Source organism: Marinobacter sp. (assembly GCF_041595835.1).
Taxonomy (GTDB): domain Bacteria; phylum Pseudomonadota; class Gammaproteobacteria; order Pseudomonadales; family Oleiphilaceae; genus Marinobacter.
The window spans coordinates 50,405-75,519 of record NZ_JBFHJO010000008.1; the positions used below are offsets into that span (position 1 = coordinate 50,405).

Here is a 25,115-nt window from a genome sequence, read left to right on the forward strand (position 1 = left end):
GCGGCATAGCAACTCAGAAGGCGTTGTCTAATCGTTCATAGTTGCCAAACCAGGGGCTGGCTTCTTCAAGCTGAGCCGCCAGTTGCAATAAACAAGCTTCGCCACCATGAGCCGCACCAAATTGCACACCCACAGGCAAACCGCTTTGTGTCCAGTGTACAGGCACAGACATCGCCGGCGTCCCGGTGAGATTAGCCAGCTGGGTGAAGGGCGTTCTGGCCAGGTTTTCCATAGCCATCTGATCCACCTGGCCACTGAGATGCACCAATTTTCCGGCTTTCAGGGCGAGCATCATTTTTGCCGCCATTTTGAGGTGCACAGGCGTATCTAACTCACCTATTTTTGCGGGCAACTGGCCAGCGGTAGGGCACAGGTACACATCATAATGCTCAAAATAGGCCCCCAGAGCCCGGGCAAAGTCATTCCATTGCTGCCGGCGACGCACATAATCCGGCAAAGGCATGGTCTCACCAAGCATGGCCAGCAGGCGCGTTTCAAGTTCGAAGTCTTTATCTGTCGCCCCATACTGTTCACGAGCCCGCCGGGCCATGGCGGAAACCTCTCCAAAGTACAGCGCCAGATAACAGCGCGCCAAGGCCAGGCCATCAAATTCCGGACGAGCATACTCCACGTGATGCCCCAGGCTTTCCAGCATCCGGGCGGTTTCTTCAACTGCGGCTACACATTCAGGTGCCACTTCTGTGCCATAAGGTGAAGAGGTAAAGACGCCGATTTTCAACGTGCCGGGCGATTGATGCATGGCATCGAGCCAGGACGACTCCGGTGCAGGGATTCGGAACGGGTCACCACTGGCTGGCCCCGATAAGACATCAAGCATAGCCGCACTGTCTCTTACCGTACGGGTTACCACATGATCTGTAGACGCACCAGTCCAGGCCTCACCGACACTGGGCCCGGCTGAAATACGACCGCGCGACGGTTTCAAACCGAATAAACCGTTATAGGCCGCCGGTATCCGAATTGATCCGCCTCCATCGTTGGCTCCGGCCATAGGCACAATACCCGCGGCCACCGCTGCACCAGCCCCCCCACTGGAACCGCCCGGCGTACGACTGGTATCCCACGGGTTCCGGCAAGGGCCCCAAAGCTGGGACTCAGTAACCGCTTTAAGGCCAAATTCCGGCGTCCCGGTACGGCCAAGAAAGACCAAACCACCCTCACGGGCACGGAGAACAAACTCGGAGTCTCTTGTCGGCACGTGGTTACGAAACGCCCGACTACCATAGGTGCAGGGATGGCCCGCCTGTTCCTGGGCGAGATCTTTCAACAGAACAGGTACACCAGCAAAAGGGCTTTTCTCAGCAAACGATTGAGTCATCGCTTCGCTAAATTGCGGGTGACAAATGGCATTCAGTTCACCATTAGTCTGGCTGGCTCGATCTATCGCGGCTTCAATCACTTCACGAGAGGTCACTTCTCCCCGGCGAATCAAGTCAGCCAACGCTGTGGCATCGTATCTCAGATATTCAGACTGTTTCATCGGCAACCCTGTTTGTTGTTATCTACCCAGACACCCCTGGACATTTGGTGCATAAACCGGAAACTCAGGAGCTTACGCCATAACCTGAGCGAGTTCCATGCACCTATCCCTGTTCCCCGAAGCCCTCAGCCCTACCATCGGATTGTTCCTGCTTGCAGCCTCTGCGCTCACCTCGATGCTCACCGCTGTACTCGGGGCGGGAGGTGGCGTTTTGCTGCTGGTGTTAATGGCGTCGTGGATGCCACCTGCCGCAATTATCCCTGTGCACGGAATGATTCAGCTCGGTTCAAACTCAGGCCGGGCAGTATTGACCCGGACCCATATCGACTGGAAAGTCATTGCCGCCTTTGCACCCGGCGTCGTTGTGGGAGCATCCCTGGGAGCCTGGTTATTGATAGACCTTCCCGCCCAACTCTGGCAACTCTCTATTGCGCTGTTTGTACTGTACCTTTGCTGGGGACCGAAACTGCCCAAGACGTCGTTCGGGCCACTGGGTATTTTCATAGCGGCTGGCGTCACGAGTTTTATCAGTTTGTTTGTAGGGGCAACGGGCCCCCTGGTGGCGGCTTTTGTGAAACAGATTCATGAGGACCGGTTCAGAACGGTATCAACCTTCGCTACAGCCATGACCCTGCAACATGCTCCCAAAGCACTGATCTTCGGGTTCGCCGGCTTTGTCTTCTCGGAATGGCTGCTATTTATTCTGGCCATGATCGCCTGCGGCTTTGCCGGTACCTGGCTCGGGCTTCGTATTCTGAAATCCATCACTAATCGCTGGTTCAGCCTGGCGTTTAACATCGTACTTACCCTGCTGGCCCTGAGATTGTTGTGGCAGGCGGCTATGCTGGTAAATTAGCCCGGTTTCAAATCCGGCCAGCCGATGAATAGCAACCATTCTTAACTTGCAATTCAACTGCGAATCATTACTATTACGATCCAACATCTAACGATCGAGTGCCTTAGTATGATTTCTTCCACCGATGCTGCCGCTCTGACTACATACAGCCCTCTGGCTCAGCTGGTCGATATGGGCGGCCCTGTGATGATCATACTCATTGCTATTGCGCTGATCGGCGTGGCAACGTTCATTTACCTGATGCTGTTTGGCGTATTCTATGCCCCACGGTTTTCCAGGCCTCTCCGGCAACTCGTCGCACAATGGCAACAATCACCGGCCAAAACTTCAGTAGAAGACACCCGCAATAACGCCGGTTTTTTCGAGCGCACAAACCCGCTGACGCACCTGATGGTCAACACCATGTCGGCCTGCCAGTCCAACCCCAACATATCTGCAGTACGCGAAACGGCCGTGCGAGATGCGCAAAGTGCACTGGAACCGTTTGAAGCTCCCCTTAAAATCATTGAAGTGATTGCTGCCCTGGCACCGCTTCTTGGCCTGCTGGGTACAGTCATGGGCATGATGGACGCGTTTAGCGCCATGGCAGCCACCGAAGGACGCGCCAATGCGAGTCAACTCAGTGGCGGCATTTACGAAGCCCTGACCACGACCGCGGCCGGCCTGGTGGTTGCTATTCCGTTTGCTGCGCTGGCCGCCTGGATTGAGTTTCGCCTACGCCGGATTCACAAAACTATCAACAGCGCTCTGGTCAGTGTTTTTAACGTCATGCCATCCAACGAACATGCCGCTGAGATCCAGGCCTCTGAGCCTGTAGAGGAAACGGCGGACGCTCCAGCCGAAGCAAAGGAATACTCTCCAACCGATTTTGGCAACAACTCACGCTTTGCCCATGCAGCTGGTTGAACCCCGGCCTAACCGGCCAATTCCCATCCGGATTACACCACTGATTGATGTCGTGTTCATTCTGCTGGTGTTTTTCATGCTGACCACCCGGCTGATACCGCTGGATCATCTGGAGCTCAGCAACAGCACCAAAGAGCAGGGCAGCATTGCAGGCGAACCTTTACCGGAACTTCTGGTATCAGCCGGAGGCACTGTTCGCTGGCAAGAAAGCCCATACTCACTGCCTGATCTTCTGCTGGCCTTGCAAGCTGCGGGGGTCCGCGAAGCCCATCTGAGCACCACGCCGGATTCAACTCTGGCCGACTTTACCCGCACCCTGAGCGCACTAGACCAGGCTGGCATTACACCGCATTGGAAACGTGAAGCCTTATGACCGAATTGGTGCCGCCTCCCTCTACGTCCGGGAAAGGCTTATTGGATCGGGTAGAAGATGCACTTTTACCGCTCATCAACCTGGTGTTTTTGCTGCTGATGTTTTTTATTGTTGCCGGCCAGCTCACAGAACAACCGCTTCCGGAGCTACCCGGCAGCACACGATCTGAACAGGAGCAGGCACCTGAAGCCGACCTCATCGTAACAGCCAATGGCCAGTGGCAGGTCAGGGGAGCAACATTAACCGAAACGTCATTATTGCCTGAACTGCCGGAACCAGATGCCGAAAATCCCCTGAAAATTGCGGCCGACCAGACTCTTTCCATGGCCGACCTGGAGCATCTGTTGCAGTTGCTGGAAAAGGGCGGCTATACCGAAGTACTGCTACTAACGGAGCCGGAGGCATGAACCCGGCACCTAAAAGCATCAAGAGCCTGTTTCTGGTGATCTCCATCTGCACCACGGCGGTCGCTTTGATTCTGGCTGCGCCAAGCAAACTACTGGAACTGCCTACACTCGGTGACAACGCCGTAAACTCCGCACCGGCCATCAAAATCAGCCTGGCCGGGCGTCAAACTCAAGAATCCGTAACTAAGCCGGCCACGCCTCCTGCCGCCCAACCAATCGCCAAGACAAAACCAGAACCAGAACCAGAACCAGAGCCAGAGCCAGAGCCAGAGCCAGAGCCAGAGCCAGAGCCAGAGCCAGAGCCAGAGCCAGAGCCCATTGTTAAATCCGAGCCAGAACCTGTACAAGCCCCAGCCAAACAGGCTCCAGCCGAAACCATTCAAACCCCGTCCACTGAAGCATCCAAGCCTTCTGAGGAAGAGGGCGAGGCGAAAGAAAGCCAGAACGCCGTGCCACTGCAAACAGCCGGCAACGCCTCCGATGTAGATAGTTATCTGAGCAAGCTAAGCCGACATCTGGCCCGTTACTACGAGTACCCGCGACGAGCCCGGCGGCTTGGCCAGCAGGGGACTCCCGTGATTATCTTCGAGTTCCGCCGTGACGGTTCTCTTATTGGCCATACGATTCGTGAAAGTTCGGGCCACTCACTTCTGGACGATGCAGCCCTGAACATGCTGTCTCAGGCGGCCCCGTTACCCAAAGTCCCGGCTGAAATGCGTGGCAACAGTTTTACCTATGCCCTGCCGGTTCGCTTCAAGCTTCACTAAAACCAGCCTTGCCAAGCAATTTATTGCCCGGCCAGCAAAAGCTCGCCTACTCGACAAGCAACGGTTTGCCCACCATCATTAAATAACCCACCAAAAAAACCCTATCTTATTGTTTTAATTAACTTTGAATGAACTGGCACACCGTTTGTTATCTATAACCGCGTCCAGGGAACACCCGTGGGACACTCATTCACTCAAACGTCATGGAGCAGACTATGCCAACTCCTTGTTATATCAGCATTGAAGGTAAAACTCAGGGTCACATCACCGCCGGAGCATTCACTTCCGACTCTGTCGGCAACATCTATGTTGAAGGTCACGAAGACGAAGTACTGGTACAGGAATTCAGTCACGTTGTCACAGTTCCGACTGACCCTCAGTCCGGCCAACCTTCCGGCCAGCGCGTTCACAAGCCATTCAAATTCACGTCAGCTCTGAACAAAGCGACTCCGCTGATGTACAACGCCCTGGCTTCCGGTGAAATGCTGCCAAAAGTAGAACTCAAGTGGTACCGCACGTCCGTTGAAGGGAAACAAGAGCACTTTTTCTCTACCATTCTGGAAGATGCCACTATCATCGACATCAACTGCAACATGCCTCACTGCCAGGATTCCGCCAACGCTGACTTCACTCAGTTAGTCACCGTTTCACTGTCTTACCGCAAAGTAACCTGGGAACACGCCGTTGCCGGTACTTCCGGTGCTGACGACTGGCGTTCACCGATCGAAGCGTAAGTTTCGGACTGATCAGGAGAGAGGCTATACGCCTCTCTCCTGCAAACCCTGTTCAAAAATGCCGGCACTCTACATCTGACTAGTCTTAACTGTTACGATTCACACTTCTCCGGCACATACAGTTAAACTAATATCCATGCTTTTATCTACTAGCCGAACGCTCGGCTCCCTCATGTGCCAAGCCACCCGGAACATCCTCTGGCAGCCGGCACAGGCTTGGGTGCGGGAGCGCAACAGCCGGACGGATCTGGTGTTGCGGGTTGGTTCAGGGCAAGCCACTTACCACCGCTACGACCCACGCACCAAACAACACCTGATCAATTACGGTGTGCGCATGATTGCGGCCAAGCGCCAGCCAGAGACAGCGCAAGGCTGGCTGTCTACCAGGGAAATTCGGGAACGGGGTTATTTTAACGGTGAAGTCAGCGAATTAAACCTGCTGGCCCACACCTGCTGTCATGAGTTTGCTCACCTGCTGCAATACAGTGCCGGACGGCGCCATCTCGGGTCGGTTCATAACCCGTACTTTTATGAAGCACTGGACCAGTTGCACAACAGTGGCGCGGCTGATGCAACCCGGCACTACCTGAGTGAGCAGGCAAGCAGCGCCGGGGTTGAGCTGTCTGGTGCTGTCTATGAACTACCAAACCCCGCCAGGCAACGACAACAATGGCAGGTCGGAGATTCTGTGTGTTTTGGTGAGGGCTCACACCGAAAACAGGGCAAAATTATTCGGGTAAACCGAAAAACCTGCACCGTTTCCGTAACTCAGCACTCGCGCTACCGGGTCCCCCTTCAGCTATTACGCCAGAGCCACAGCCACCTGCTTGACCGGGTTTCAAGCCAGGTATAGTCTGCGGCAAACCCCAGTGGATTCGGAGTACCTCAGGTTATGGAAGATCACAGCCAGTTTCGCTTGTTGTCGGAACGGCGGTTTGCACCGTTTTTTGTTACCCAGTTCACCGGGGCTTTCAACGACAACCTGTTTAAGAATGCATTACTTTTACTGGTGACCTATAACGCCGGCGGGTTGTTTGGACTGTCGTCGAGCGTAGTAGTCAACATGGCTGCCATGCTGTTCATTCTTCCTTTCTTCTTATTCTCAGCCATTGCAGGCCAGATTGCCGACCGCTACGAGAAGTCTTCCGTTATCCGCTGGATTAAGTTTGCAGAGGTTTTAATCATGGCCGTAGCCGCTGCAGGCTTGTGGTTTGGCTGGCATGAAGTGTTGCTGCTGCTTTTGTTTATGATGGGTGTGCAGTCCGCGTTTTTCGGCCCGGTAAAATACGCTATTCTTCCTCAAACGCTGGAAAACTCTGAATTGGTCGGCGGTAACGCCTTGGTTGAGATGGGGACGTTTGTGGCCATCCTGCTGGGTACGCTGGTGGCGGGAATAATGATGAAAGCTCCGCTGCCCGGGCCAATGATTGCCGTTGCGGTGATGGCAGTCGCCATACTTGGCTTCATCTCTGCATTGAAAATCCCCAAGGCAGAAGCCGCAGCTCCAGATTTGAAGGTTCGTTACCGACCGCTGAAAGAAACCTGGAAACTGATGGCTATTGCCCGGGAAAATCACAACGTTCTGCTGAGCGTATTGGCTATTTCCTGGTTCTGGTTTTTGGGCGCGGCCTACCTCACTCAATTTCCCGGATTCGCTAAAGATGAATTACTCGGCGATGAAACCGTGGTCACAATCCTGCTGGCCATTTTCACCGTCGGCATTGCTCTCGGCTCTATCGCCTGTGAGCGGCTCTCCGGCCATAAAATCGAACTGGGCATTGTGCCCATTGGCTCGTTGGGACTGAGTCTGTTCGGCATTGATCTGTACTGCAACATGCCGGAACAACCTATGCCTTCAGACTGGTGGATGATCATCGCCGACACTCACTACCGAAGGATAGCACTCGATCTTCTTGCCATTGGTATCTTCGGAGGGCTGTTTATTGTACCTCTCTATGCCTTCGTACAGCAGGAAACCCCGCCGGAAACCCGGGCCCGGGTGATTGCCGCCCTGAACGTGTTCAATGCACTCTTCATGGTCGTTAGTGCGCTATTAGGTATGTTATTGCTCGGCATGTTCGGGCTCAGCATTCCGGAGTTTTTTCTGGTACTTTCGATCATGAACCTGATCGTTGCGGCCTACGTTTACCAACAAATGCCTGAATTCACGCTTCGCTTCGTCATCTGGATCATGTCGCACACCATCTACCGGGTTAAGCACCACAACCTGGACAGAATTCCCGAAGAGGGCCCTGTGCTACTGGTGTGCAACCACGTTTCCTACATGGACGCGCTGGTCATAGCCGGTGCGGTAAGACGGCCCGTACGCTTTGTTATGGACCACAACATCTTCTCTACGCCAGTAATGGGTACATTCTTCCGGATGGCCAAGACCATCCCCATCGGTCCGAAAGCAAAGGTACCTGAGATCTACGAAGCCGCTTTTGACCGGATCGATGAAGAATTGGCTGTCGGAAACGTGGTGTGCATCTTCCCCGAAGGCCGACTGACGTCCGATGGCGAAGTCGGCGCCTTTAAACCCGGCGTTGACCTGATTCTCCAGCGCAGGCCTGTCACTGTTGTACCCCTGGCGCTCAGGGGACTGTGGGGGAGCGTTTTCAGTCATTGTGGTGGACCGGCGCTGACTCACCTGCCTAAACGCTTCTGGTCACGAATTCAGCTACTGGCAGACCATCCTGTGAACCCTGAGGCGGCAACAGCCGAAGCACTGGAAGACAAGGTCAAGACGTTAAGAGGCAAGCAAACCTGACACCGATCACAAGGGACCCGCCATGAAGCCGCTAAGCCCGACAGATCAACTGTTTCTATGGCTGGAAAAACGTCAGCAACCCATGCATGTGGGCGGCCTCCAGATATTTTCATTCCCAGAAGACGCTCCGGACGACTACGTTGCAAAACTGGCCGATCAGCTTAGACAATACAGGCGAGCATCTCCCCCCTTCAATCAGAACCTGAGCTACTGGCTAGGCCAGCCGGGTTGGGTCGAAGACCAGCACCTCGATCTTGAACATCATTTTCGCTTCGAGGCCCTCGCCACTCCAGGGCGCATCCGGGAATTGCTGTCATTTGTATCAGCCGAGCATTCTCACCTGATGGATCGTGAGCGCCCTCTCTGGGAAGTGCACCTGATTGAAGGATTACAGGGCCGGCAGTTTGCGCTTTACACAAAAATTCACCATTCGCTGGTAGATGGTGTCTCCGCCATGAGAATGGCCACACGCATCCTTAGTAAAGACTCGCAAGAAACCGGCATGCCTCCTATTTGGGCATTGCCGGAACGAGAACAGTCAGGTGCAAGCAATGGCGACCTATCCCTGTGGAGCAGCGTGGCGCACTTATTGGGAAGTTCCGGCCGGCAACTCGGCACGCTTCCTACGGTGGCAAAAGAACTACTGAAGACCATAAACCAAGCCCGCAAAGATCCAGCGTATAGCTCTATCTTTCATGCGCCGGGAAGTGTGCTGAATCAGAAGATCACGGGCTCTCGGCGCTTTGCCGCTCAATCTTGGTGTCTGAAACGTATTAAAGCCGTATGCCAAGCCTACGGCACTACCGTCAACGATGTTATCACCGCCATGTGCGCATCGGCTTTACGCACTTACCTGATCAATCAGGATGCCCTTCCAAACAAACCACTGATTGCCATGATACCAGTGTCCCTGCGCCACAATGACAGCTCTACAGGGAACAAGGTCGGGGTTATTCTCGCTAACCTGCATACGGATCTGGCCGATGCCAGTGAACGACTGAAACACATTCATTCCGGAATGCAGGAAGCCAAGCAGCGCTATCACCAGATGTCAGCCGAAGAGATTGTGAACTACACAGCCCTGACTCTGGCGCCGGCAGCGTTCCACCTTTTGACGGGTATGGCCCCCAAATGGCAAACCTTCAATGTGGTAATTTCCAATGTACCGGGACCAGATACGCCTCGTTACTGGAACGGTGCAAAGCTGGAAGGCATGTACCCTGCATCCATCACTATGGACCGCTTAGCCCTGAACATGACTGTGACAAGCTACAACAACCAGGTCGAATTCGGCCTGATTGGCTGTCGCCGCACTTTGCCGAGCCTTCAACGAATGCTGGATTATCTGGAGGGCGGTCTGGCGGAGCTGGAAGCTGCCGCCGGCCTTTAATCAACCCAAACGGACTTCATTATTACGCTCGGAAATCTGGCTGTTCAGGGTCCAGAAATCGTACAACACTCCGATGAAAAACAAACCACCGGTAAATAGGTAGATGATACCGGTAATCCATTTACCCATGTACATGCGGTGTAAGCCGAATACACCCAGAAAAGTAAGCAGTATCCAGCAGATATTGTAGTTGATTTCGCCTTCCTGAAAGCGGCGGGAGGCTTCCCTGTCCATAGAGGGAATTAAAAACAAGTCAATAATCCAGCCGATAAAAAAGAGGCCCAGGGTGAAGAACCAGATCGTACCGGTGATAGGCTTGCCGTAATAAAACCGGTGCGACCCCAGGAACCCGAAGATCCAAAGCAAATAACCAATAACCTTACTGTGGGTGTCTGGCTTTTCTGTCATCTGTGTTTATATCCTCTGGTATCCGTTCATAACCACCTCGCCTTTACGCCACAAGCGCCATTCTCCGGGCTTATAGATATCCCACGTTTCATCCGTGGTCAGGGGCTCAGTAACAATCACGCTGACAATATCATTAGCTGTGGTTTCGGCTTCAAAGTCTACAGTGACGTCGGTGTCTTTCAAGCGGGCAGGGCCAAAGGGGGCCCGACGAGTGATGCTGGCCATTTTTGTAGTGCAGTAGGTAAACAGCCAGTCACCGTTGCTTAACAGCAAATTGAATACACCGGCGCTGGCATAGGCCCTGGAGAGAGAAACCAGCTTTTCAACCATTTGCTCCATAGTGTCATCACGCTGACAATTCAGGCGAAGATGATTGAGCATATCGCAAAAAAGTGCTTCGCTGTCGGTGGTGCCTACCGGCTCGTAAAAACCCTGCTTTGCACTGAAACCTGACAGCTGCCCATTGTGGGCAAAGACCCAATAACGGCCCCATAGTTCACGAATAAACGGGTGGGTATTGGCCAGACAAATGTCGCCAACATTCGCTTGCCGAATATGACAGACAGCCACTTCACTTTTAATAGGGTGCGTTTGCACCACTTCGGCGAGGCGCGAGCTCGCGCTCGCATCGGCATCGTGAAAACAGCGAATGCCCTTACCTTCGTAGAAGGCCACACCCCAGCCATCTTTATGGGGCCCGGTTTCACCGCCCCTGCGGGTCAGGCCGGTGAAACTGAAACAAAGGTCTGTGGGGGTGTTGGCACTCATTGCCAGCAATTCACACATGATCCATTCGATCCTTGGCTAAGTCGGCGGAGCGCATAAGGATACCGTTTTCAAACAACGCCCGGGGATAACTGAGCGCAGGGTGAGGCAACCCGGTTTCGACCAGCTCGCTTGCCCCGGTAAAGATACTGATCTGCTACCGAGAATAAAGCTTCAGCTTCCCGACCATCATCCGGCCACTGCGCCATGCCGAACGAAGCCGTTACCTGTATATCTGCATCACCATAGCTCAACTCCCTGCCCGCAATACGAAGCCGGAGCTCCTCCATCAGTTCGTAGGCGGCTTCCGACCTGACATCTCGTAGAATCAAACCAAACTCTTCTCCCCCAAGGCGGCCAACAAAGTCTGTTGTACGCAGGCGCTCTTGCAGGCACCGGCCAATCTCCCGCAGCACATAGTCTCCGGCATCATGACCTAAGGTATCGTTGATAATTTTGAAGTGATCAATATCCATCATCACCAGAACAAAGGCGGTGTTACTCCGCTCAGACTCCGCAATTGTACGGGCCAGCGTAGACTGAAAATTTGCCCGATTGGCCAGGCCGGTCATAGCATCGGTCTGGGCGACTTCGACAAGGCGCTGCTCGGCTTCCTCTCGCCGGGCTTCGTACTTGTGCATAAACACCTGCATCAAACAGCCGCACAACACCATATTCAGCAGGTCAATCATGGACGCAGCAGAACCGATATTGCCAAGGTAGAAGTAAAAGACCACACAACCCAGCAACATAAAAGGCCCGCTCAGAATCAAGCCTTCACGCTTGCCCAGTAGCAGATATGCGAGCACCGGCATGATCAGCACCCAAACAAAGGCAGCTACGGAGGCATCCGGCACCAACATGATTGCAATGAAAAATGAAAACAGGGCAATCAGATACCCATATACCCATTTCCCTAAATGAGGGGTGTTTTTTAAACGAGGCGTACCGAAGAACAGCAGGCCAGCAGCTGCAACCTCAAGAGCAGATATCCAGGCGTAGCCATTGAAAAGCTGCAGACTGGCGAACACCATTAACACAGACCCCGTCACTAAAAATAGCAACCGGGCGAGTGATCGACGGTGATTATCCCGAAGACCTGAGCGACTCTGTTCCAGAGTCTTGCCAAGATCCTGATGGTTTGACATATCCATGCTGACTCTTTCCGGGAGCAGACTTTCAATACAGGGGGGAACTGACTATAAAACACTCAGCCAGTTTTCCCTAAACGTTTTTCCAACAATCAGATATATAGATTTTTACGGGAGAAACGCTCTACCAGCGGTTGGTACGCTGAACCCAGTAAACGATTCATGAAATCAATTCCCCAGGCATCCGGCCCCACCAGAATCCGGGACTCATTTTTCAGAATACCTTTTACAATGATTTCCGCAGCCTTTTCGGGCGTGGTCATCGCTATTTTATCAAAGCCTTTACGCAGAGCCACACCATTCTCGGAAGTACCCATACGCGCTGAGTTAGCGATGTTGGTACGGATACCACCAGGGTGTACACAACTAATATGGACCGGCTGATTTTCTACTTTCATTTCCTGCCGCAGCGATTCTGTAAACCCCCGCACCGCAAACTTGGCCGCATTGTAAGCACTCTGCTTAGGGACACCGATCAACCCAAACACGCTGGAGATATTAACCACGTGACCATCACCAGAAGCAATCAGATAAGGCAGAAAAGCACGGGTACCATGGACGACACCCCAGAAATCTATATCCATGACCCACTTGAAGTCGTCATCCGACATATCACAAACCGTCGCTGACAACGCGACCCCAGCGTTGTTGATCACCAGGTTGACCACCCCGAAATCTGCCCGCACCTGTTCGGCATGGGCGTATATTGCGTCACGGTCAGAGACATCAAGAACGTAGGACTTCACTTCTGCACCACCACACGCAGCAACCGTTTCAGCCAACCCGGCTTCGTTAACATCAGAGATCGCCAGGCGACAGCCCTTGGCAGCCAGTACTGTTGCAAGCCCCCGGCCTATTCCGGAACCGGCCCCCGTCACTACAGCCACTTTGTTTTTGAGATCCTTCATGGGCACAACCCTTTATATTGTTTTTGATATAGACAAGGATACTTTAGTCCCTCGACACTGTAACCGTCAGTACACATGTCAACTTGCAGGCATTCAAGGGCACAAACAAGGCAGCCGGTGTGTACTAACCCAGTAAATGATCCAGTGGACGTTCGTAGCCAGGCGCGAACACCTCAAGGAAGTACAACACCTCAGGGAGCGCTTCTTCTTGCAGGCGCTGGAGCGTCTGCTCTGCAGCCGGCTCAAATTCTTTGTTGCCCGTTTGAATTTCAGCCCGGCACTTCAACAAGGCAGAGAGCCTGTCCGCCGCCTTGATCAGTTCTTTCTCTTCCTCACCGAGTTGTGATTCCCTGACATAAGGGGCAAAGGCATCCTGTAAATCGTTCGGCAACAACGCCAGTAATTCGGCTTCAGCTTTGTGCTCAATATCCCCGAATACTTCCCGCATCACTTTCGAGTGATACTTGACCGGGGTCGGCATATCACCGGTAATGACCTCGGTCGCATCGTGATAAAGCGCCGCTGCGGCTATCCGGTCGGCATTGACCTGGCCATTAAAATGCCGGTTCCGGATCAACGCCAACGCATGGGCAAGAGTCGCCACCTCCCAGGAATGGGTCGCCACATTCTCTTCAATAGCATTGCGCATCAAGCCCCAACGCTTAATCCAGCGCAGGCGGGAGACATAAGCAAAGAAGGGGCTGGCAGTGGATTGTCTGACACTCATTCAAACGTTCCTGTTCTGGGCATAATTAGCGAACATCGAGGGTAAACGGCACAATAACATGGCCGTATTCATCCAACTCGGCATCTCTTGCCGGGTCGAGCGTAAATAGCTGGCTACCCGAGACACCGTGAGCATCTTCCAGCAACTGTTTAATAGAGTGCCCCCGCTGGGCGGCCAACGTCCCCAGCGTCTCTGGAGGCAACTGACGCTCTCCAGCCAGGAACTCTTGCCGCGCCTGAGCCCAGGCTTCCTCTGTAACCGCTTCGCCCTGGGCGTCCATACGATCTTTCAACAGAGTCAGCCCGTCAGCTTCCGGAGCAGTACCACCCCGAATGCTCAACAACAGATCAGGACGTTCATTCAGCGCCTTAGCCAGGGCCGATATCTTTTCTGCTTCGCCATCCGCTAACGTCACGCGGCCTGGCAAAAAACTGACCCGCCCCAACTCCTCACTGCTGAAACCAGCCAGATCCGCCAATGAGCCCAGCATACTGAATGGTGAAGCTGCAGCTTTTACCAGCAGATTCACGAAGGTGCGCATCACTATCTGACCTACTCTGAATGATGGGTCGGACATATCGCCCTCAATCGGCAGATCCACCTCGATAATACCCTGTTGGTCAGTGAGTAACGCCAGACCCAACTTTACCGGAGCACCAACAGCATCTTCACTGGCCACCGCCTGGCCAAGCTTCATCTGATCAAATATCACTTGGTTAGAGGCTTGAAGGTGCGAGCCGGTAATTTCATAGTCAAGCTCCAGCTTCAGCTTGCCGCCATCCACCGTATAGCCCAGATAACGGCCGAGGTAAGGCGAGAGAATGGGCAGGGCAAGGTCTTCCATGGTCAACTTGAGATTACTCATTTCTTCGGTACCCAAGGCACCCAGCGAACCCTCAAACTTAACCGGAGCGCCTCCGGCCAACTTGCCACTCAGGTTAACCGTGCCCTGCTGCGGAGGCACGTTGCTAATGCCGGTGACAGAACCCGACAAAGCATCAAACGTGGTGCTGAACGCCGGGTCCAGAGTCCGGTCTGTATAGCCAACGGAACCGTTTTCGATCAGCAACTCTCCCACCCGGAAAATAAACTCTGGCTCAGCGGCCCCCCTGGCTTCAGAGACGTCAGAGGCAGAGGCACCCTGCGATGCCACCGTTTCCGTCTCGGGGCTGGTTTTGACGATTCGCTCAACGTTATGAGTACCGTCAGTTGTACGAATAAGGTTGAACGAAGGCTGAGCAAGGGTAACGGTGCCAATCTCCAACCGTACAGGGTTTACGTTAAATTCTACCGGAGACAGCCTGAGCAACTGCCAGGACACCAGCTGGTCCGCTTCATTCGGGAGTCTGAGGTCCAGGTCGGCAATTTGCGCCGTTCCGCTAAACGTGCCCGTGACTGGTACGTCTTGCCCGTCGAGATCCAGATTGCCATCAAAACCAAGTTTGCCGTCCTCCAGAGCCAGGTTAGCCCCAAGTTGTAGATACGGCTCCACCACCGCCAGCAGAATATCAGAACCCGAAAGCGCCGCTTCAAAGTTAAACGGAGCTGGGGTCACTTGCCCATCCGCCGCCAGTTGGCCACCACTGGCCAGCTTGGCTGACAGCGAATAGGATACTGGCTCATCCATACGTTCAGACAAGCCTCCCAGGGTTACGGTCAAATCAACCAGCTCCAGCTCCGCCGGTTGTTCCATAGCCTGATCACGCCAGCGCACACGTCCTTCATTCACCTCTAGCCCCTGAACCGACCAGCGAAACACTGCACCCGATGCACCTGCATTTTGCTCTGCCTCAGGCTCTGTTTCGCCTTCAGGCAGGGATGCAAGCCAGTCGATCGTCCCTTCTGGCCCCCGGGTCGCAGAAACAAATGGCTGATCGATGGTAATCAGGCCCACTTGAGCTTCTTTCGTGGCCAGATCAAAACGAACGCCCTCAACCGATAACCCAGAGACGCTTAACGCGGATTCGTCATCTCCCTCAGCCAGAGCCAACGCAAAGTCTTGAACGTTTAGCCGGCCATTGGACGTCGCCAGCTCAAAACCTCGATCATTCGATAGCCAGTAGTCAGATTCAACCGTGAGGGACCCACCCTGTAACTGCCATGGCAAATACGGCGCCAGAAAATGCGCCAACGTGCTGTAACCAACATCAGAAAGCTTTACCCGACCTTCGGAATACAGCGGGCTAATACTTAACTCACCATCCCACTCTATGGTCTGATCACCAATGGCGGCAATCACTGAATATCGGCTACCGGCTTCTCCGCGGGACCAAGTCGCCAGATCACTGAGAGTCAGGTCCAGGGGGGCAACTTGAAATTCTGCAGCCTGCGCCTGAGAGAAGTCTCTGAACAGCAATCGACCACCATCAATAGCCACTTCCTTGAAATAGAGTTTTGGAAGCTCAGCATTGTCATCTCCCTGAGCAGGCTCAGAGACCGGAACAGATGGATTCGCGTTCTGCCAATCCCGGGCGAAGTTCACCGAAAAGTCATCAAGAAGATCAAGACGAATATCCGGTTCAGTCAGACGAATCTCATCAAAACCCAGGATGCCCCGAAAGAGCTTCAGAACACTCACATCAACCCGCAGCTTTTCAAAGCCCGCAACTGGTTCATCACCGCCATCCCGGGCGGCAAACCCTTCAGCTTCAAGACTGAATGCGAACGGATTGAAGTGAATCCCGGACACTTCTGCTTGCCAACCCATTCTTTGTTCCAACTGCTCGGGCAAGATTTTTTCAAGCCACCAAGGCAGAATCATAAATCCGGCCAGCACATAAAGCGCCAACAAACCACCCAACCCGATCAACAGGTTTCTTATCAGGTGACTCTCTGCCTTTGGTTTGCCCACAGAACACTCCCTTACATACGTTGAATAACGCCATTAACACCCCCACAAGCATAGCGCTCAGGGCCTGCTTTTGTCAGCCAGACCTGACAGCAGCCACTGAACCCGATATCCTCAACGACACGTATCACTCCCTGTAACCGCAAACGGAGAGAGGCAATATGGATATCGGCGATATGCGTCGGGACTTTGAAAGTGAAGGGCTGAACCGGGAGCACCTCAACGACGACCCGGTGATTCAGTTCCAGAATTGGTTTGAAGACGCCCGCCAGGCAGGCATTCTGGAGCCTAACGCCATGTCTCTGGCCACCACTGGTGCAGATCAGATGCCAGATATTCGCACCGTATTGCTCAAATACTTCGACGACCGCGGGTTTGTGTTTTACACCAACTACGGTAGCCGAAAAGCCTGTGAGCTTGAAGAAAACCCTCGGGCGGCACTCCTGTTCCCATGGATTGGTCTTAACCGCCAGGTTCGTATTCAGGGTACGGTAGAAAAAGTCAGCAAAACAGAATCACTGAAATACTTTACCTCACGACCCAGAGGCAGCCAGATCGGAGCCTGGGTTTCCGAGCAGAGCAAAGCAATTACATCGCGGGGTTTGCTCGAACAAAAAGTCGCGGAAATGAAACGCAAGTTCAGCTCCGGCGAAATCCCTCTGCCCGGTTTTTGGGGTGGGTATCGAGTTGTTCCTGAGCGCATGGAGTTCTGGCAGGGGCGACCAAGCCGGCTCCACGATCGATTTGAATACATAAGAGAAGCGAATGCCTGGACAATCCAGCGACTGCAGCCCTGACAAGCCTTATATCTGGTTCTGCCACCAGACAAGTCGGGACCGTGCAGACCCGCCCGAATGGTTCACCGCCTTTGAAGCCAGGACGCTGGCACAGCTCGAAGGCCCAAGGCGCCGGGAATATCTGTCCAGCCGGTGGCTGATCCGACAAAGCCTGAGCAAAGTCAGTGGCGAAGCTCCGGAGAACTGTCAGCCCGTAGATGGTCGCCCGATTGCGTCACTCATTCCCGAAGGTTGGCACCTATCTCTAAGCCACACACGGGGCTTCACCGCCGTTGCCATAAGCCGAAAACCCCTTGGCATTGATATTGAGTCCCGCCAACGCAAGCCAAACTGGCAAAGCGTCGCCAAACGCTGGTTTACTCCGGTTGAGCAAGAGTGGTTGCTCAATACCAACAGCCCGGTCGACTTTCTGAAAGTGTGGACCCTCAAAGAGGCCTGGCTCAAAGCGACACAAAGAGGCATCGCCGGCAACCTGAAAACGTTGGAAGTTCGGGAAAATTATGAACTGATTGGCGACCAGCAAAGCTCACACTGGCGCTCCTGCTCCTGTTACGTGGAAGGTTATCTGGCCTCTCTGGTCTATCAGGCCGGGGAAAACGAAACGGCGGCTTCCTGGCCCAATATAACGTTACTGGTTCCGCCACTCGAAGACTTTGCCCTGACACCTTCGGCAACACTGAATGTCGATTGGGAGCCCGTTTTACACCGTTCGATCAGCGCCAAACGCTAACCGGGAGAATGAATGCACCAACCCAACAAACGCTGCCCATGGTGCGGCTCTGATCCACTCTACGTGCATTACCACGATACGATTTGGGGGCGCCCTGAGCATGATGATCAGGCTCTGTTCGAAAAACTCTGCCTTGATGGCCAGCAGGCGGGGCTGAGCTGGATTACCATCCTGCGCAAACAGGACACTTATCGAAAAGCTTATGCTGGCTTTGACCCCCTGAAAATTGTCCGTTTCACAGAACAAGATCAAGCCCGGCTACTTGAGAACCCCGGCATCATTCGGAATCGCCTGAAAGTTCAATCCATCATCCGTAACGCTCGGAGTTATCTAGCGCTGCAGGAGCAAGGTATCGGTTTTTCAACGTTTCTCTGGCAGTTCGTGAATCACCAACCGATCCAGAACCACTGGCGCTCGCTGGAAGACGTTCCAGTTACTACCCCGGAGTCTGAAGCCATGTCCAAAGCGCTGAAAAAAGCCGGGTTTAACTTTGTAGGACCAACCATTGTTTATGCATTCATGCAGGCAACCGGCATGGTGAATGACCACTTGGTCAGCTGCCCGGTACATCAGGAATGTCAGGATCTTTCAACATAAAAAGTAAGTAAATGACCAAAAGAGACCGGCCGCGCCCGGCCGCCGCATAAAACATGCAGCCGGGCGACCGATCAGGAGGCAAGACATCCTCCATTACCCACAAACGAAGCGACCGGGTTCCGCTGTGGACAACTCTTTAGTGCGCCATAGAGGCGGCCACAATCGCATACTCGTGGTTGTGTGGCTCAATGAGTGCAGCATGCAACGCGACAATGGCTGCATCATAACAGTCCTCATCAATCACAAACTGAATATCGACCTGACGCATACACTGATGAATAGCCAGGACACTGATATCTTTATCCGCCAGCGATTTCACTGAACGAGCCAGAATGCCCGGCACTTTCATATCACTGCCGATGGCAGATACCAGAGCAACTTTCCGGGTGCTGAGCTCGCCGTTGGGGAATTCTTCCTCCAGCGCCTTAACCACACGTTTAACATGCTTGAGCGTGGTGTCCACATAATGGGTAATGGTGTTGGCGTTGGTATCTTTGGAGATAAAGCGCACTTTGAAGCGTGTCAAAATATCCAGAATCCGACGATCGCACCCTGGCTCACCCTGCATATCCTGATCAAATACCTCAATAGCAAACACACCCTTCGCACCCGCTACGATTTCAACCTGAGGCTTCTCACTGACATAGTCGCCAGTAATCAAGGTGCCCGTATGCTCCGGCTCAAATGTATTCATCACGCGCAGAGGAATTTCGTTCTGCCTCAACCCCTTACCAGCACGGGGGTGAATGGCCTCCATACCCAGGTTGGCCAACTGGTCTGCTACGTCGTAATTGGTTCGGCCTAAAGGAACCACCTTGTCTTCACCAACGATTTTCGGGTCGGCCGAACTCAGGTGATATTCCTTATGAATGATCGCTTCACAGGCATCGGTGATCACCGCAACCCGACTGAACGTCATTTCGCTATAACCCCGGTCAAAGGTACGCATCAGGCCTTCTTTGCACTGAGCATAACCCGTCACAATCGGCAGCTCACGACTCAGATCGATACTATCGAAAGCCTGCCTCAGCTTTTCATCCAACGGCAAAAGCGCGCTGTCACGCCAGCCCGTCAGGTCAACAAACCGGGCATTAATACCTTCTTGCTGAAGCTTCAGAGCCGTATTGAATGCACTGTGGGCTTCACCGATGCCCGCCAGCATTTCACGCACCGTCAGAAGGTGTTCTTCTAACTGAAACTGGCCGTATGAACACAAGCGCTGCAGATCAATCAGGCAACCCCGAACACCTTCAATACGATCCGTGATGAACTGGTCGGCCTGCTGCTTTAACATCGGATCATCAAACAGTTCACCGTTGATGTCCGTCAGCAGCTTGATTAATTGTGTGAGGTCATCCCCCCAAGCCCAATCGGACTCGGCATCGGCAAACAGCGCGTAAACTCCCGGCTCGCCGGTTTTCTTGTGTTCCAGCAATTCATTGGTCACGCCGGCATAGGCGGATACCACGAAAATTCGCTGGTACAGGTCACTTTTTTTGCGCTGACCAATAATGATATTGTCGCGCACGGCCTCGTAATTACTCATGGAGGTACCGCCGATTTTCTCAACGGTATGCTGTGCCGTAGTCATAATCTTGCCTTTCTCATCTGCAGAATAAACAGTCGGTATAACGGAGTCTTATGACGCCTCACGTACACGTTTCTGCATAACTTCATCAACACTCTCACCCAGCAGCCTGGCACCAAGACGCAGGTCGTCTTCGCTGGTGGTCAACGGCATCAGGCACTTAATCACTTCATCATTCGGACCACTGGTCTCAATGATCAGCCCTTTCTCAAACGCGAGCTGAGTGATCGGGCCAGTAACTTCCGGCTGAGCAGCCTCAATGCCACGCATCAGACCGCGCCCCTTAACCTTGAACGCACCCGGGTGCCTGTCACAGATCGCTTGCAACGCATCACCCAGCAACTTAGATTTAGCCTTTACTGAATTAGCGAAAACGTCATCTTTCCAGTAGGTATCGACTGCCGTCCGGGCTGTCACAAATGCCATGTTATTACCACGGAACGTACCGTTGTGTTCACCAGACTCCCAAATGTCGAGCTCTGGCTTGAACAATACCAGAGCCATCGGCAGACCATAACCACTCAACGACTTGGACACAGTAACGATATCCGGCTTAATGCCCGCAAACTCAAAGCTGAAGAACTCACCGGTACGACCATTACCGGCCTGAATATCATCCAGAATCAGCAGAATGTCGTGCTTCTCACATAACGCAGACAAGCCCTTCAGCCATTCGGCACGGGCCGCGTTCAGGCCACCTTCCCCCTGAACGGCTTCAACAATTACCGCCGCTGGCAGTTCAATACCGGAGGAGCTGTCAGACAGCATTTTGTCCATAATGGCGATGGTATCAACGTCTTCACCCAGGTAACCGTCATAGAACATGAAATCGACGTTGCCTAGCGGCACGCCAACGCCCCCACGGTGGTGTTTATTACCGGTTGCAGCAACCGCACCGGCTGTTACGCCATGGAAACCGTTGGTAAAGGAAATAATGTTGGTACGGCCTTTCACTTTACGGGCCAGTTTCATGGCGGCTTCTACACAGTTTGTACCGGTAGGGCCGGTGAACTGAATCTTGTAGTCCAGACCACGGGGCTGGAGGATATATTTCTTATAGGACTCCATGAAGTCCTGCTTGGCTGTGGTAAACAAATCCAAGCCCTGGCTCACGCCGTCCGCATTAATGTACTCAAGCAGAGCTTTCTTCAGAATATCGTTGTTGTGGCCGTAGTTCAGAGAGCCGGCACCCGCCAGAAAATCCAAGTATTGCTTGCCATCTTCGGTGTACAAGTGCGCGTTCTTGGCACGGTTAAAAATCACCGGAAAAGCACGGGAATAAACACGTACTTCAGATTCTGTAGATTTAAAAATTTCCATTGTCTTGCCTCTTAGCATAGTAGGTTCGAGGTTAGTGCCCGGTGTCTGCTGGTAAAACGTGTCGGTCGCAACAGATTTGCCGTGCGTTAATTTCAGCCATTTATCAGGCCCACCTCGGGTGGCCTGGACTGCTTGAAGTCGCAATCAGCAATTCACTCAGTGAATCAGGGATCTTAGACAGGTTTTGTGAAAGGCCCGATACGCAACAGGAATTCAGAGTCGTGCCTGCCGCCAAAGTGAGCGTCTTTCTCAAAATGCTCGTGATAAGTCAGTTCAGCGCCCAAATCTCGGGCGAAAGAGCGGAACAGCGCCCAGGAGGCCTCGTTATCTTCGGTAATCGTGGTTTCCAGATGCGTAACGCCTTTACAGGATTCACGACCAACGATTTCCTTCAACATTCGTTTGGCCAGACCTTGTCCACGACCGTTCTCGTGAACCGCCACTTGCCAGACAAACAGGGTTTCAGGTTGTCGGGGAGGGATGTATCCAGAGATAAAGCCGACTAAATCGCCGCTTCTCTCTGCCGCCACGCCAGTATCGGCAAAGTGGCTGCACTGCAGAAGGTTGCAGTATATCGAGTTGGGGTCTAACGGGGGACATTCCGCCACCAACTGGTGGAGCCTGAAGCCATCATCCTTAGTGGGTTTCCGCAGGGTGATGGCGGTGGTATTCGATCCTTCAGAGGTCATATCGATGTTAAGTCACGTCAAAATTTAGAGCTAAATTATATAGACCTCGAAAGATATTTCAAGTTAAGCACCCAAATCATCCATGTCAGCGACTCTGAACACCTCGTTAAAACAAGCTTAATTCGACTCGAAAACCAAATCAAAAAACGTAAAAACGCCCTTAAATCATGGCCAACCACACTGACAAAGGCAAAGACAGAGCCCCTGAACCATTATTCCAATATTTACCAGATCGTTATAACAAAAGAGAAGCAGGCCACAAAATCTTTAGGGCTCCAAGCATCAGAGAAGCGACGAAACGAATGCCAGCAGTCCTGGTGTCTGGACAGAAGGTTGATTGATGACATGACCTAGCCCTCCGTAACAACATAAGATCGCCGGGCCAGCCAGCGGATGACCAGCGGAAGAAAGAACCCGGTACTACACATCAAAACACCCCAGGCATTAACCCCCAACAGCATGGCGTACTTGCCCTCACCAATCGCCCAGCTTTCAGGAACCAAGCCCGACGTCAGCAATACTCCAAGGCCAAGACCCGTCCAGAAACTCAGATGAAAACTCCATGGAGACCAGCGGGTAAAACCGTAGAACAGAAACACCGGAGCCAGCCCCATCACCATAGTCCCGGAAATGGTCGTGGCGGTGAGAATGTCCGTTCCGGCAAACATGGGAATGTTCCCCAGAAATGCGAACACAACCATCACCACTGCACCTACGCGGATACTCGGAAGCTTTCCTCCTGCCCGCCTGGCCAGCCTCGGCAAATCCACCGCAAGAGATTTCGCTAACGACGTAAACGTAGAATCCAGCGTGGAACCCGCAGAAGTCATCATCACCACGCTCATGAAGAACAATGCAGCCAGCCCCAGAGATTTGCCAACAGCCGCCGGTGCATTGCCCATAACCTCAATGCCGTTCAGCCGGGCATGAACCCCCACCAGACTGAAGATAAATACCGCCACAAAGCCCAGCAGGCCGGCCACCACGAAGCTTTTGAGCATGGTTTTTTCTTTGTTCACGAAGCCCCGGTCGGTCAGCACAGGATCGTGGAAGGGGTAACTGAACATCTGCAACAATGCCACCAGCAGCAGGTCCATACCGCTTTCGAGCCGGAACTCGCCGTTCGTCAGCAAAACATCGGTTTCATTGCCAGGTATCACCAGAAACAGAACCGCCCCAACGAAGAACACAAAGACAAACGCTTGAATCACGTCGGTGAAAATCGACGACCGCAATCCACCCTTAAGGCTGTATGCAAGCGTAAACATGGTGAACAACATCGCGGCAGCGTAATATTCCCATTCACCAGGCAGGCCAAAATAACCGCCAACCACAGCGGTATTGCTCCAGACTTCGTTATAGAGACGAATCAGAATCGCCGCCGCAAACGCTAGACTGGCCAGCCGTCCGAACCGCGAGCTCAAAAATTCTTGCAGACTGCGGGCACCGGTTTGGGTACGAATCAGGTAAATAACATACCCGGCCACCGGGATAGACAGCCAGTAACTCGCATAGGCCAGGCCGCCTACCACGCCGTATTCCGCTCCAAGATTGGCCGCATTGGTCACCGACTTGGCGAAGATCCAGCTGATAAAAATACTTGCCGTCAGTGACCACTGGCCCACCGGGTTTCCTTGATCGTCAGCGCCTTTGTAGAACGAGTTGGCGGTTTTGCTCTTCGGCGACAGCACGTACATCACCACGCCGTATGCGATCAGAAATCCCCAGAACAAGGTGCCTTCAGTAGCATTCATTTTTCTGGTCCATTTTGGAGAAGGCCGTTTATAGGGAGGAGAGGGCTAATAACTCTCAGAAAATCCACAGTTTTCGTTTTGAAGGACAACGCCAACCCGAAAAACCGACTACCCCACATTTCAACCGGGCGCAGAACAACTAGCCCCAAACCGGTAACAGGAAAAGCACCGGTGATGCCGCAACATGATTCGCTCATTCATGCTCTCGGCCAGCGAACCACCCAGATCATATTGCGGATCATCATCCACCAGCGTGCAGGCATACACCCGAACCTGTTCACCTTTCTTCACCAGCATCCGAGTGTATGTACACATAAAGTGGGAGCGCGCTTCCGGCGTGGGATACTTGTCCATGCAGGATTCCGTAATCTCGGGGCTACCGTCCTCTGAACCCGGAGCACCCAGGTCCGGGAATGCAGTGAACGCCAAATCTTCAGGTATATTTTGCTCCCGGAAGATCTTCTTGAATGCATCTTCAACGTCTACGACCACCTCTCCCGGGTCGGTCTGACGTGCAATGGACACTTTGAAGCCCTGTTCGATCAACCAGCAAATGCCTTCCAGAGCCTGATCAAAACTGCCGTCTCCGCGATCTTTGTCATGACGCTCGCGATCAGGAAAATCCAGGCTGACTCGGAAATGAATCGGGTAGGGGTTGTCCAGCAAAGGCAGTACCTGATGCCGACGTTTCAATAATGGCTCAGTGGCATTGGTCAGAACAAAGCACGGGCGGTGCTGGCTGGCGTAGTTCAGGATGTTCACAAAGTCCCGGATGACAAAGGGCTCGCCACCAGTGAAGGAAAACTGCTCTACCCCCAGGTCAATGGCTTCGTGGATAAACGGCTTCACATCACTAAGCTTCATACCGGGAATCCGGCCATCCCCCGGATGGGAACCTTCCAGACAGAATGGACAAGCCAGGTTGCAGGCCGTCCCCGTATGGATCCACAACTCCTTCAGCTTATCCGCATCAATGTAGCCGCGAGGATCGCCATTGCGAGTATGCGTCCAGCTGTCCCGGGCTCTGGGTTCCAGCAACTCCACAGCAGGAATGCGCACACTGCGGGATGTTCGAAGTTCAGTCAGGGGCATAAAACCGCCTCGTTGTTTTCAGTTATTGTATCTACAG

24 protein-coding genes are annotated in these 25,115 nt (G+C 53.3%); 12 read left to right on the forward strand and 12 right to left on the reverse strand.

Annotated features, from left to right (window positions below; all coding sequences use genetic code 11):
* Positions 1-13: 13 nt before the first annotated feature.
* Positions 14-1,501: an amidase gene (locus ABYA77_RS05060; protein WP_372964858.1), complete on the reverse strand. Its 1,488-nt coding sequence runs from the start codon at positions 1,499-1,501 to the stop codon at positions 14-16.
* Positions 1,502-1,598: 97 nt separating this feature from the next.
* Between ABYA77_RS05060 and ABYA77_RS05065 the strand changes: the two genes are divergently transcribed.
* From ABYA77_RS05065 to ABYA77_RS05105, 9 genes are all read left to right on the forward strand, one after another.
* A complete protein-coding gene (locus tag ABYA77_RS05065) occupies positions 1,599-2,357 on the forward strand; it encodes a sulfite exporter TauE/SafE family protein (RefSeq protein WP_372964859.1) in 759 nt (252 codons plus the stop codon).
* 108 nt (positions 2,358-2,465) lie between these two features.
* Complete coding sequence (locus ABYA77_RS05070) at positions 2,466-3,263, forward strand: MotA/TolQ/ExbB proton channel family protein (RefSeq protein ID WP_372964860.1); 798 nt, start codon at positions 2,466-2,468, stop codon at positions 3,261-3,263.
* The gene (locus ABYA77_RS05075) at positions 3,250-3,636 is read left to right on the forward strand and encodes an ExbD/TolR family protein (RefSeq protein WP_372964861.1); all 387 of its coding nucleotides are present in this window, start codon (positions 3,250-3,252) and stop codon (positions 3,634-3,636) included. Before ABYA77_RS05070 ends, ABYA77_RS05075 begins: the two co-directional genes overlap by 14 nt.
* Positions 3,633-4,043, forward strand: coding sequence for an ExbD/TolR family protein (locus ABYA77_RS05080; RefSeq protein ID WP_372964862.1), 411 nt, complete (start codon positions 3,633-3,635; stop codon positions 4,041-4,043). The genes ABYA77_RS05075 and ABYA77_RS05080 overlap by 4 nt, the downstream gene beginning before the upstream one ends.
* Complete coding sequence (locus ABYA77_RS05085) at positions 4,040-4,810, forward strand: energy transducer TonB (protein ID WP_372964863.1); 771 nt, start codon at positions 4,040-4,042, stop codon at positions 4,808-4,810. The genes ABYA77_RS05080 and ABYA77_RS05085 overlap by 4 nt, the downstream gene beginning before the upstream one ends.
* A gap of 215 nt (positions 4,811-5,025) precedes the next feature.
* The gene (locus ABYA77_RS05090) at positions 5,026-5,544 is read left to right on the forward strand and encodes an Hcp family type VI secretion system effector (RefSeq protein WP_372964864.1); all 519 of its coding nucleotides are present in this window, start codon (positions 5,026-5,028) and stop codon (positions 5,542-5,544) included.
* Between the two features lie 172 nt (positions 5,545-5,716).
* Positions 5,717-6,397, forward strand: a complete 681-nt coding sequence (locus ABYA77_RS05095; protein WP_372964865.1) for a hypothetical protein — start codon at positions 5,717-5,719, stop codon at positions 6,395-6,397.
* 39 nt (positions 6,398-6,436) lie between these two features.
* On the forward strand, positions 6,437-8,314 hold the full coding sequence (locus ABYA77_RS05100; RefSeq protein ID WP_372964866.1) for an MFS transporter: 1,878 nt from the start codon (positions 6,437-6,439) through the stop codon (positions 8,312-8,314).
* 22 nt (positions 8,315-8,336) lie between these two features.
* Positions 8,337-9,704 carry a wax ester/triacylglycerol synthase family O-acyltransferase gene (locus tag ABYA77_RS05105; RefSeq protein ID WP_372964867.1) on the forward strand — a complete coding sequence of 456 codons (1,368 nt, stop codon included), beginning with the start codon at positions 8,337-8,339 and terminating at the stop codon, positions 9,702-9,704.
* On the opposite strand, the gene ABYA77_RS05110 is transcribed toward ABYA77_RS05105, so the two are convergent.
* The 6 genes from ABYA77_RS05110 to ABYA77_RS05135 all read right to left on the reverse strand — a co-directional run bounded on the left by ABYA77_RS05110 (position 9,705) and on the right by ABYA77_RS05135 (position 16,514).
* Positions 9,705-10,112 carry an NINE protein gene (locus tag ABYA77_RS05110; protein ID WP_372964868.1) on the reverse strand — a complete coding sequence of 136 codons (408 nt, stop codon included), beginning with the start codon at positions 10,110-10,112 and terminating at the stop codon, positions 9,705-9,707. It lies immediately after the preceding gene.
* 6 nt (positions 10,113-10,118) lie between these two features.
* Positions 10,119-10,898, reverse strand: coding sequence for a class II glutamine amidotransferase (locus ABYA77_RS05115; RefSeq protein WP_372964869.1), 780 nt, complete (start codon positions 10,896-10,898; stop codon positions 10,119-10,121).
* 50 nt (positions 10,899-10,948) lie between these two features.
* Positions 10,949-12,031, reverse strand: a complete 1,083-nt coding sequence (locus ABYA77_RS05120) for a GGDEF domain-containing protein (RefSeq protein ID WP_372964870.1) — start codon at positions 12,029-12,031, stop codon at positions 10,949-10,951.
* Between the two features lie 89 nt (positions 12,032-12,120).
* Positions 12,121-12,936 carry an SDR family NAD(P)-dependent oxidoreductase gene (locus tag ABYA77_RS05125; protein WP_372964871.1) on the reverse strand — a complete coding sequence of 272 codons (816 nt, stop codon included), beginning with the start codon at positions 12,934-12,936 and terminating at the stop codon, positions 12,121-12,123.
* Positions 12,937-13,060: 124 nt separating this feature from the next.
* Positions 13,061-13,663, reverse strand: a complete 603-nt coding sequence (gene yfbR / locus ABYA77_RS05130) for a 5'-deoxynucleotidase (RefSeq protein WP_372964872.1) — start codon at positions 13,661-13,663, stop codon at positions 13,061-13,063.
* A gap of 25 nt (positions 13,664-13,688) precedes the next feature.
* On the reverse strand, positions 13,689-16,514 hold the full coding sequence (locus tag ABYA77_RS05135; protein WP_372964873.1) for a DUF748 domain-containing protein: 2,826 nt from the start codon (positions 16,512-16,514) through the stop codon (positions 13,689-13,691).
* A gap of 158 nt (positions 16,515-16,672) precedes the next feature.
* Between ABYA77_RS05135 and pdxH the strand changes: the two genes are divergently transcribed.
* From pdxH to ABYA77_RS05150, 3 genes are read left to right on the forward strand one after another with little or no spacing between them, the layout of a single operon-like run.
* Positions 16,673-17,308, forward strand: a complete 636-nt coding sequence (pdxH, locus tag ABYA77_RS05140) for a pyridoxamine 5'-phosphate oxidase (RefSeq protein WP_372964874.1) — start codon at positions 16,673-16,675, stop codon at positions 17,306-17,308.
* On the forward strand, positions 17,277-18,038 hold the full coding sequence (locus ABYA77_RS05145) for a 4'-phosphopantetheinyl transferase superfamily protein (protein WP_372964875.1): 762 nt from the start codon (positions 17,277-17,279) through the stop codon (positions 18,036-18,038). The genes pdxH and ABYA77_RS05145 overlap by 32 nt, the downstream gene beginning before the upstream one ends.
* A gap of 12 nt (positions 18,039-18,050) precedes the next feature.
* Positions 18,051-18,635: a DNA-3-methyladenine glycosylase I gene (locus tag ABYA77_RS05150; protein ID WP_372964876.1), complete on the forward strand. Its 585-nt coding sequence runs from the start codon at positions 18,051-18,053 to the stop codon at positions 18,633-18,635.
* A gap of 136 nt (positions 18,636-18,771) precedes the next feature.
* On the opposite strand, the gene ABYA77_RS05155 is transcribed toward ABYA77_RS05150, so the two are convergent.
* From ABYA77_RS05155 to ABYA77_RS05175, 5 genes are all read right to left on the reverse strand, one after another.
* A complete protein-coding gene (locus ABYA77_RS05155) occupies positions 18,772-20,226 on the reverse strand; it encodes an aspartate kinase (RefSeq protein WP_372964877.1) in 1,455 nt (484 codons plus the stop codon).
* A 48-nt stretch (positions 20,227-20,274) separates the two neighbouring features.
* A complete protein-coding gene (ectB, locus tag ABYA77_RS05160) occupies positions 20,275-21,543 on the reverse strand; it encodes a diaminobutyrate--2-oxoglutarate transaminase (RefSeq protein WP_372964878.1) in 1,269 nt (422 codons plus the stop codon).
* Between the two features lie 173 nt (positions 21,544-21,716).
* Positions 21,717-22,232 (reverse strand): diaminobutyrate acetyltransferase, encoded by a 516-nt coding sequence (gene ectA, locus ABYA77_RS05165; RefSeq protein ID WP_372964879.1) that lies wholly within the window; start codon positions 22,230-22,232, stop codon positions 21,717-21,719.
* Between the two features lie 350 nt (positions 22,233-22,582).
* On the reverse strand, positions 22,583-23,986 hold the full coding sequence (locus tag ABYA77_RS05170) for a sodium:solute symporter family transporter (RefSeq protein ID WP_372964880.1): 1,404 nt from the start codon (positions 23,984-23,986) through the stop codon (positions 22,583-22,585).
* Positions 23,987-24,106: 120 nt separating this feature from the next.
* Positions 24,107-25,078, reverse strand: a complete 972-nt coding sequence (locus tag ABYA77_RS05175) for a radical SAM protein (protein WP_372964881.1) — start codon at positions 25,076-25,078, stop codon at positions 24,107-24,109.
* Between the last annotated feature and the right edge of the window lie 37 nt (positions 25,079-25,115).

What these genes read in the sequence shown, in the direction of transcription:
- pdxH (WP_372964874.1), top strand. Translation starts at nt 16,673, where the DNA reads ATGGATATCGGCGATATGCGTCGGGACTTTGAAAGTGAAGGGCTGAAC.
- ABYA77_RS05095 (WP_372964865.1), top strand. Translation starts at nt 5,717, where the DNA reads ATGTGCCAAGCCACCCGGAACATCCTCTGGCAGCCGGCACAGGCTTGG.
- ABYA77_RS05075 (WP_372964861.1), top strand. Translation starts at nt 3,250, where the DNA reads ATGCAGCTGGTTGAACCCCGGCCTAACCGGCCAATTCCCATCCGGATT.
- ABYA77_RS05110 (WP_372964868.1), bottom strand. Translation starts at nt 10,112, where the DNA reads ATGACAGAAAAGCCAGACACCCACAGTAAGGTTATTGGTTATTTGCTT.
- ABYA77_RS05170 (WP_372964880.1), bottom strand. Translation starts at nt 23,986, where the DNA reads ATGAATGCTACTGAAGGCACCTTGTTCTGGGGATTTCTGATCGCATAC.
- ABYA77_RS05100 (WP_372964866.1), top strand. Translation starts at nt 6,437, where the DNA reads ATGGAAGATCACAGCCAGTTTCGCTTGTTGTCGGAACGGCGGTTTGCA.
- ABYA77_RS05150 (WP_372964876.1), top strand. Translation starts at nt 18,051, where the DNA reads ATGCACCAACCCAACAAACGCTGCCCATGGTGCGGCTCTGATCCACTC.
- ABYA77_RS05115 (WP_372964869.1), bottom strand. Translation starts at nt 10,898, where the DNA reads ATGTGTGAATTGCTGGCAATGAGTGCCAACACCCCCACAGACCTTTGT.
- ABYA77_RS05155 (WP_372964877.1), bottom strand. Translation starts at nt 20,226, where the DNA reads ATGACTACGGCACAGCATACCGTTGAGAAAATCGGCGGTACCTCCATG.
- yfbR (WP_372964872.1), bottom strand. Translation starts at nt 13,663, where the DNA reads ATGAGTGTCAGACAATCCACTGCCAGCCCCTTCTTTGCTTATGTCTCC.
- ABYA77_RS05070 (WP_372964860.1), top strand. Translation starts at nt 2,466, where the DNA reads ATGATTTCTTCCACCGATGCTGCCGCTCTGACTACATACAGCCCTCTG.
- ectB (WP_372964878.1), bottom strand. Translation starts at nt 21,543, where the DNA reads ATGGAAATTTTTAAATCTACAGAATCTGAAGTACGTGTTTATTCCCGT.
- ABYA77_RS05090 (WP_372964864.1), top strand. Translation starts at nt 5,026, where the DNA reads ATGCCAACTCCTTGTTATATCAGCATTGAAGGTAAAACTCAGGGTCAC.
- ABYA77_RS05120 (WP_372964870.1), bottom strand. Translation starts at nt 12,031, where the DNA reads ATGGATATGTCAAACCATCAGGATCTTGGCAAGACTCTGGAACAGAGT.
- ectA (WP_372964879.1), bottom strand. Translation starts at nt 22,232, where the DNA reads ATGACCTCTGAAGGATCGAATACCACCGCCATCACCCTGCGGAAACCC.
- ABYA77_RS05080 (WP_372964862.1), top strand. Translation starts at nt 3,633, where the DNA reads ATGACCGAATTGGTGCCGCCTCCCTCTACGTCCGGGAAAGGCTTATTG.
- ABYA77_RS05060 (WP_372964858.1), bottom strand. Translation starts at nt 1,501, where the DNA reads ATGAAACAGTCTGAATATCTGAGATACGATGCCACAGCGTTGGCTGAC.
- ABYA77_RS05175 (WP_372964881.1), bottom strand. Translation starts at nt 25,078, where the DNA reads ATGCCCCTGACTGAACTTCGAACATCCCGCAGTGTGCGCATTCCTGCT.
- ABYA77_RS05105 (WP_372964867.1), top strand. Translation starts at nt 8,337, where the DNA reads ATGAAGCCGCTAAGCCCGACAGATCAACTGTTTCTATGGCTGGAAAAA.
- ABYA77_RS05145 (WP_372964875.1), top strand. Translation starts at nt 17,277, where the DNA reads ATGCCTGGACAATCCAGCGACTGCAGCCCTGACAAGCCTTATATCTGG.
- ABYA77_RS05065 (WP_372964859.1), top strand. Translation starts at nt 1,599, where the DNA reads ATGCACCTATCCCTGTTCCCCGAAGCCCTCAGCCCTACCATCGGATTG.
- ABYA77_RS05125 (WP_372964871.1), bottom strand. Translation starts at nt 12,936, where the DNA reads ATGAAGGATCTCAAAAACAAAGTGGCTGTAGTGACGGGGGCCGGTTCC.
- ABYA77_RS05085 (WP_372964863.1), top strand. Translation starts at nt 4,040, where the DNA reads ATGAACCCGGCACCTAAAAGCATCAAGAGCCTGTTTCTGGTGATCTCC.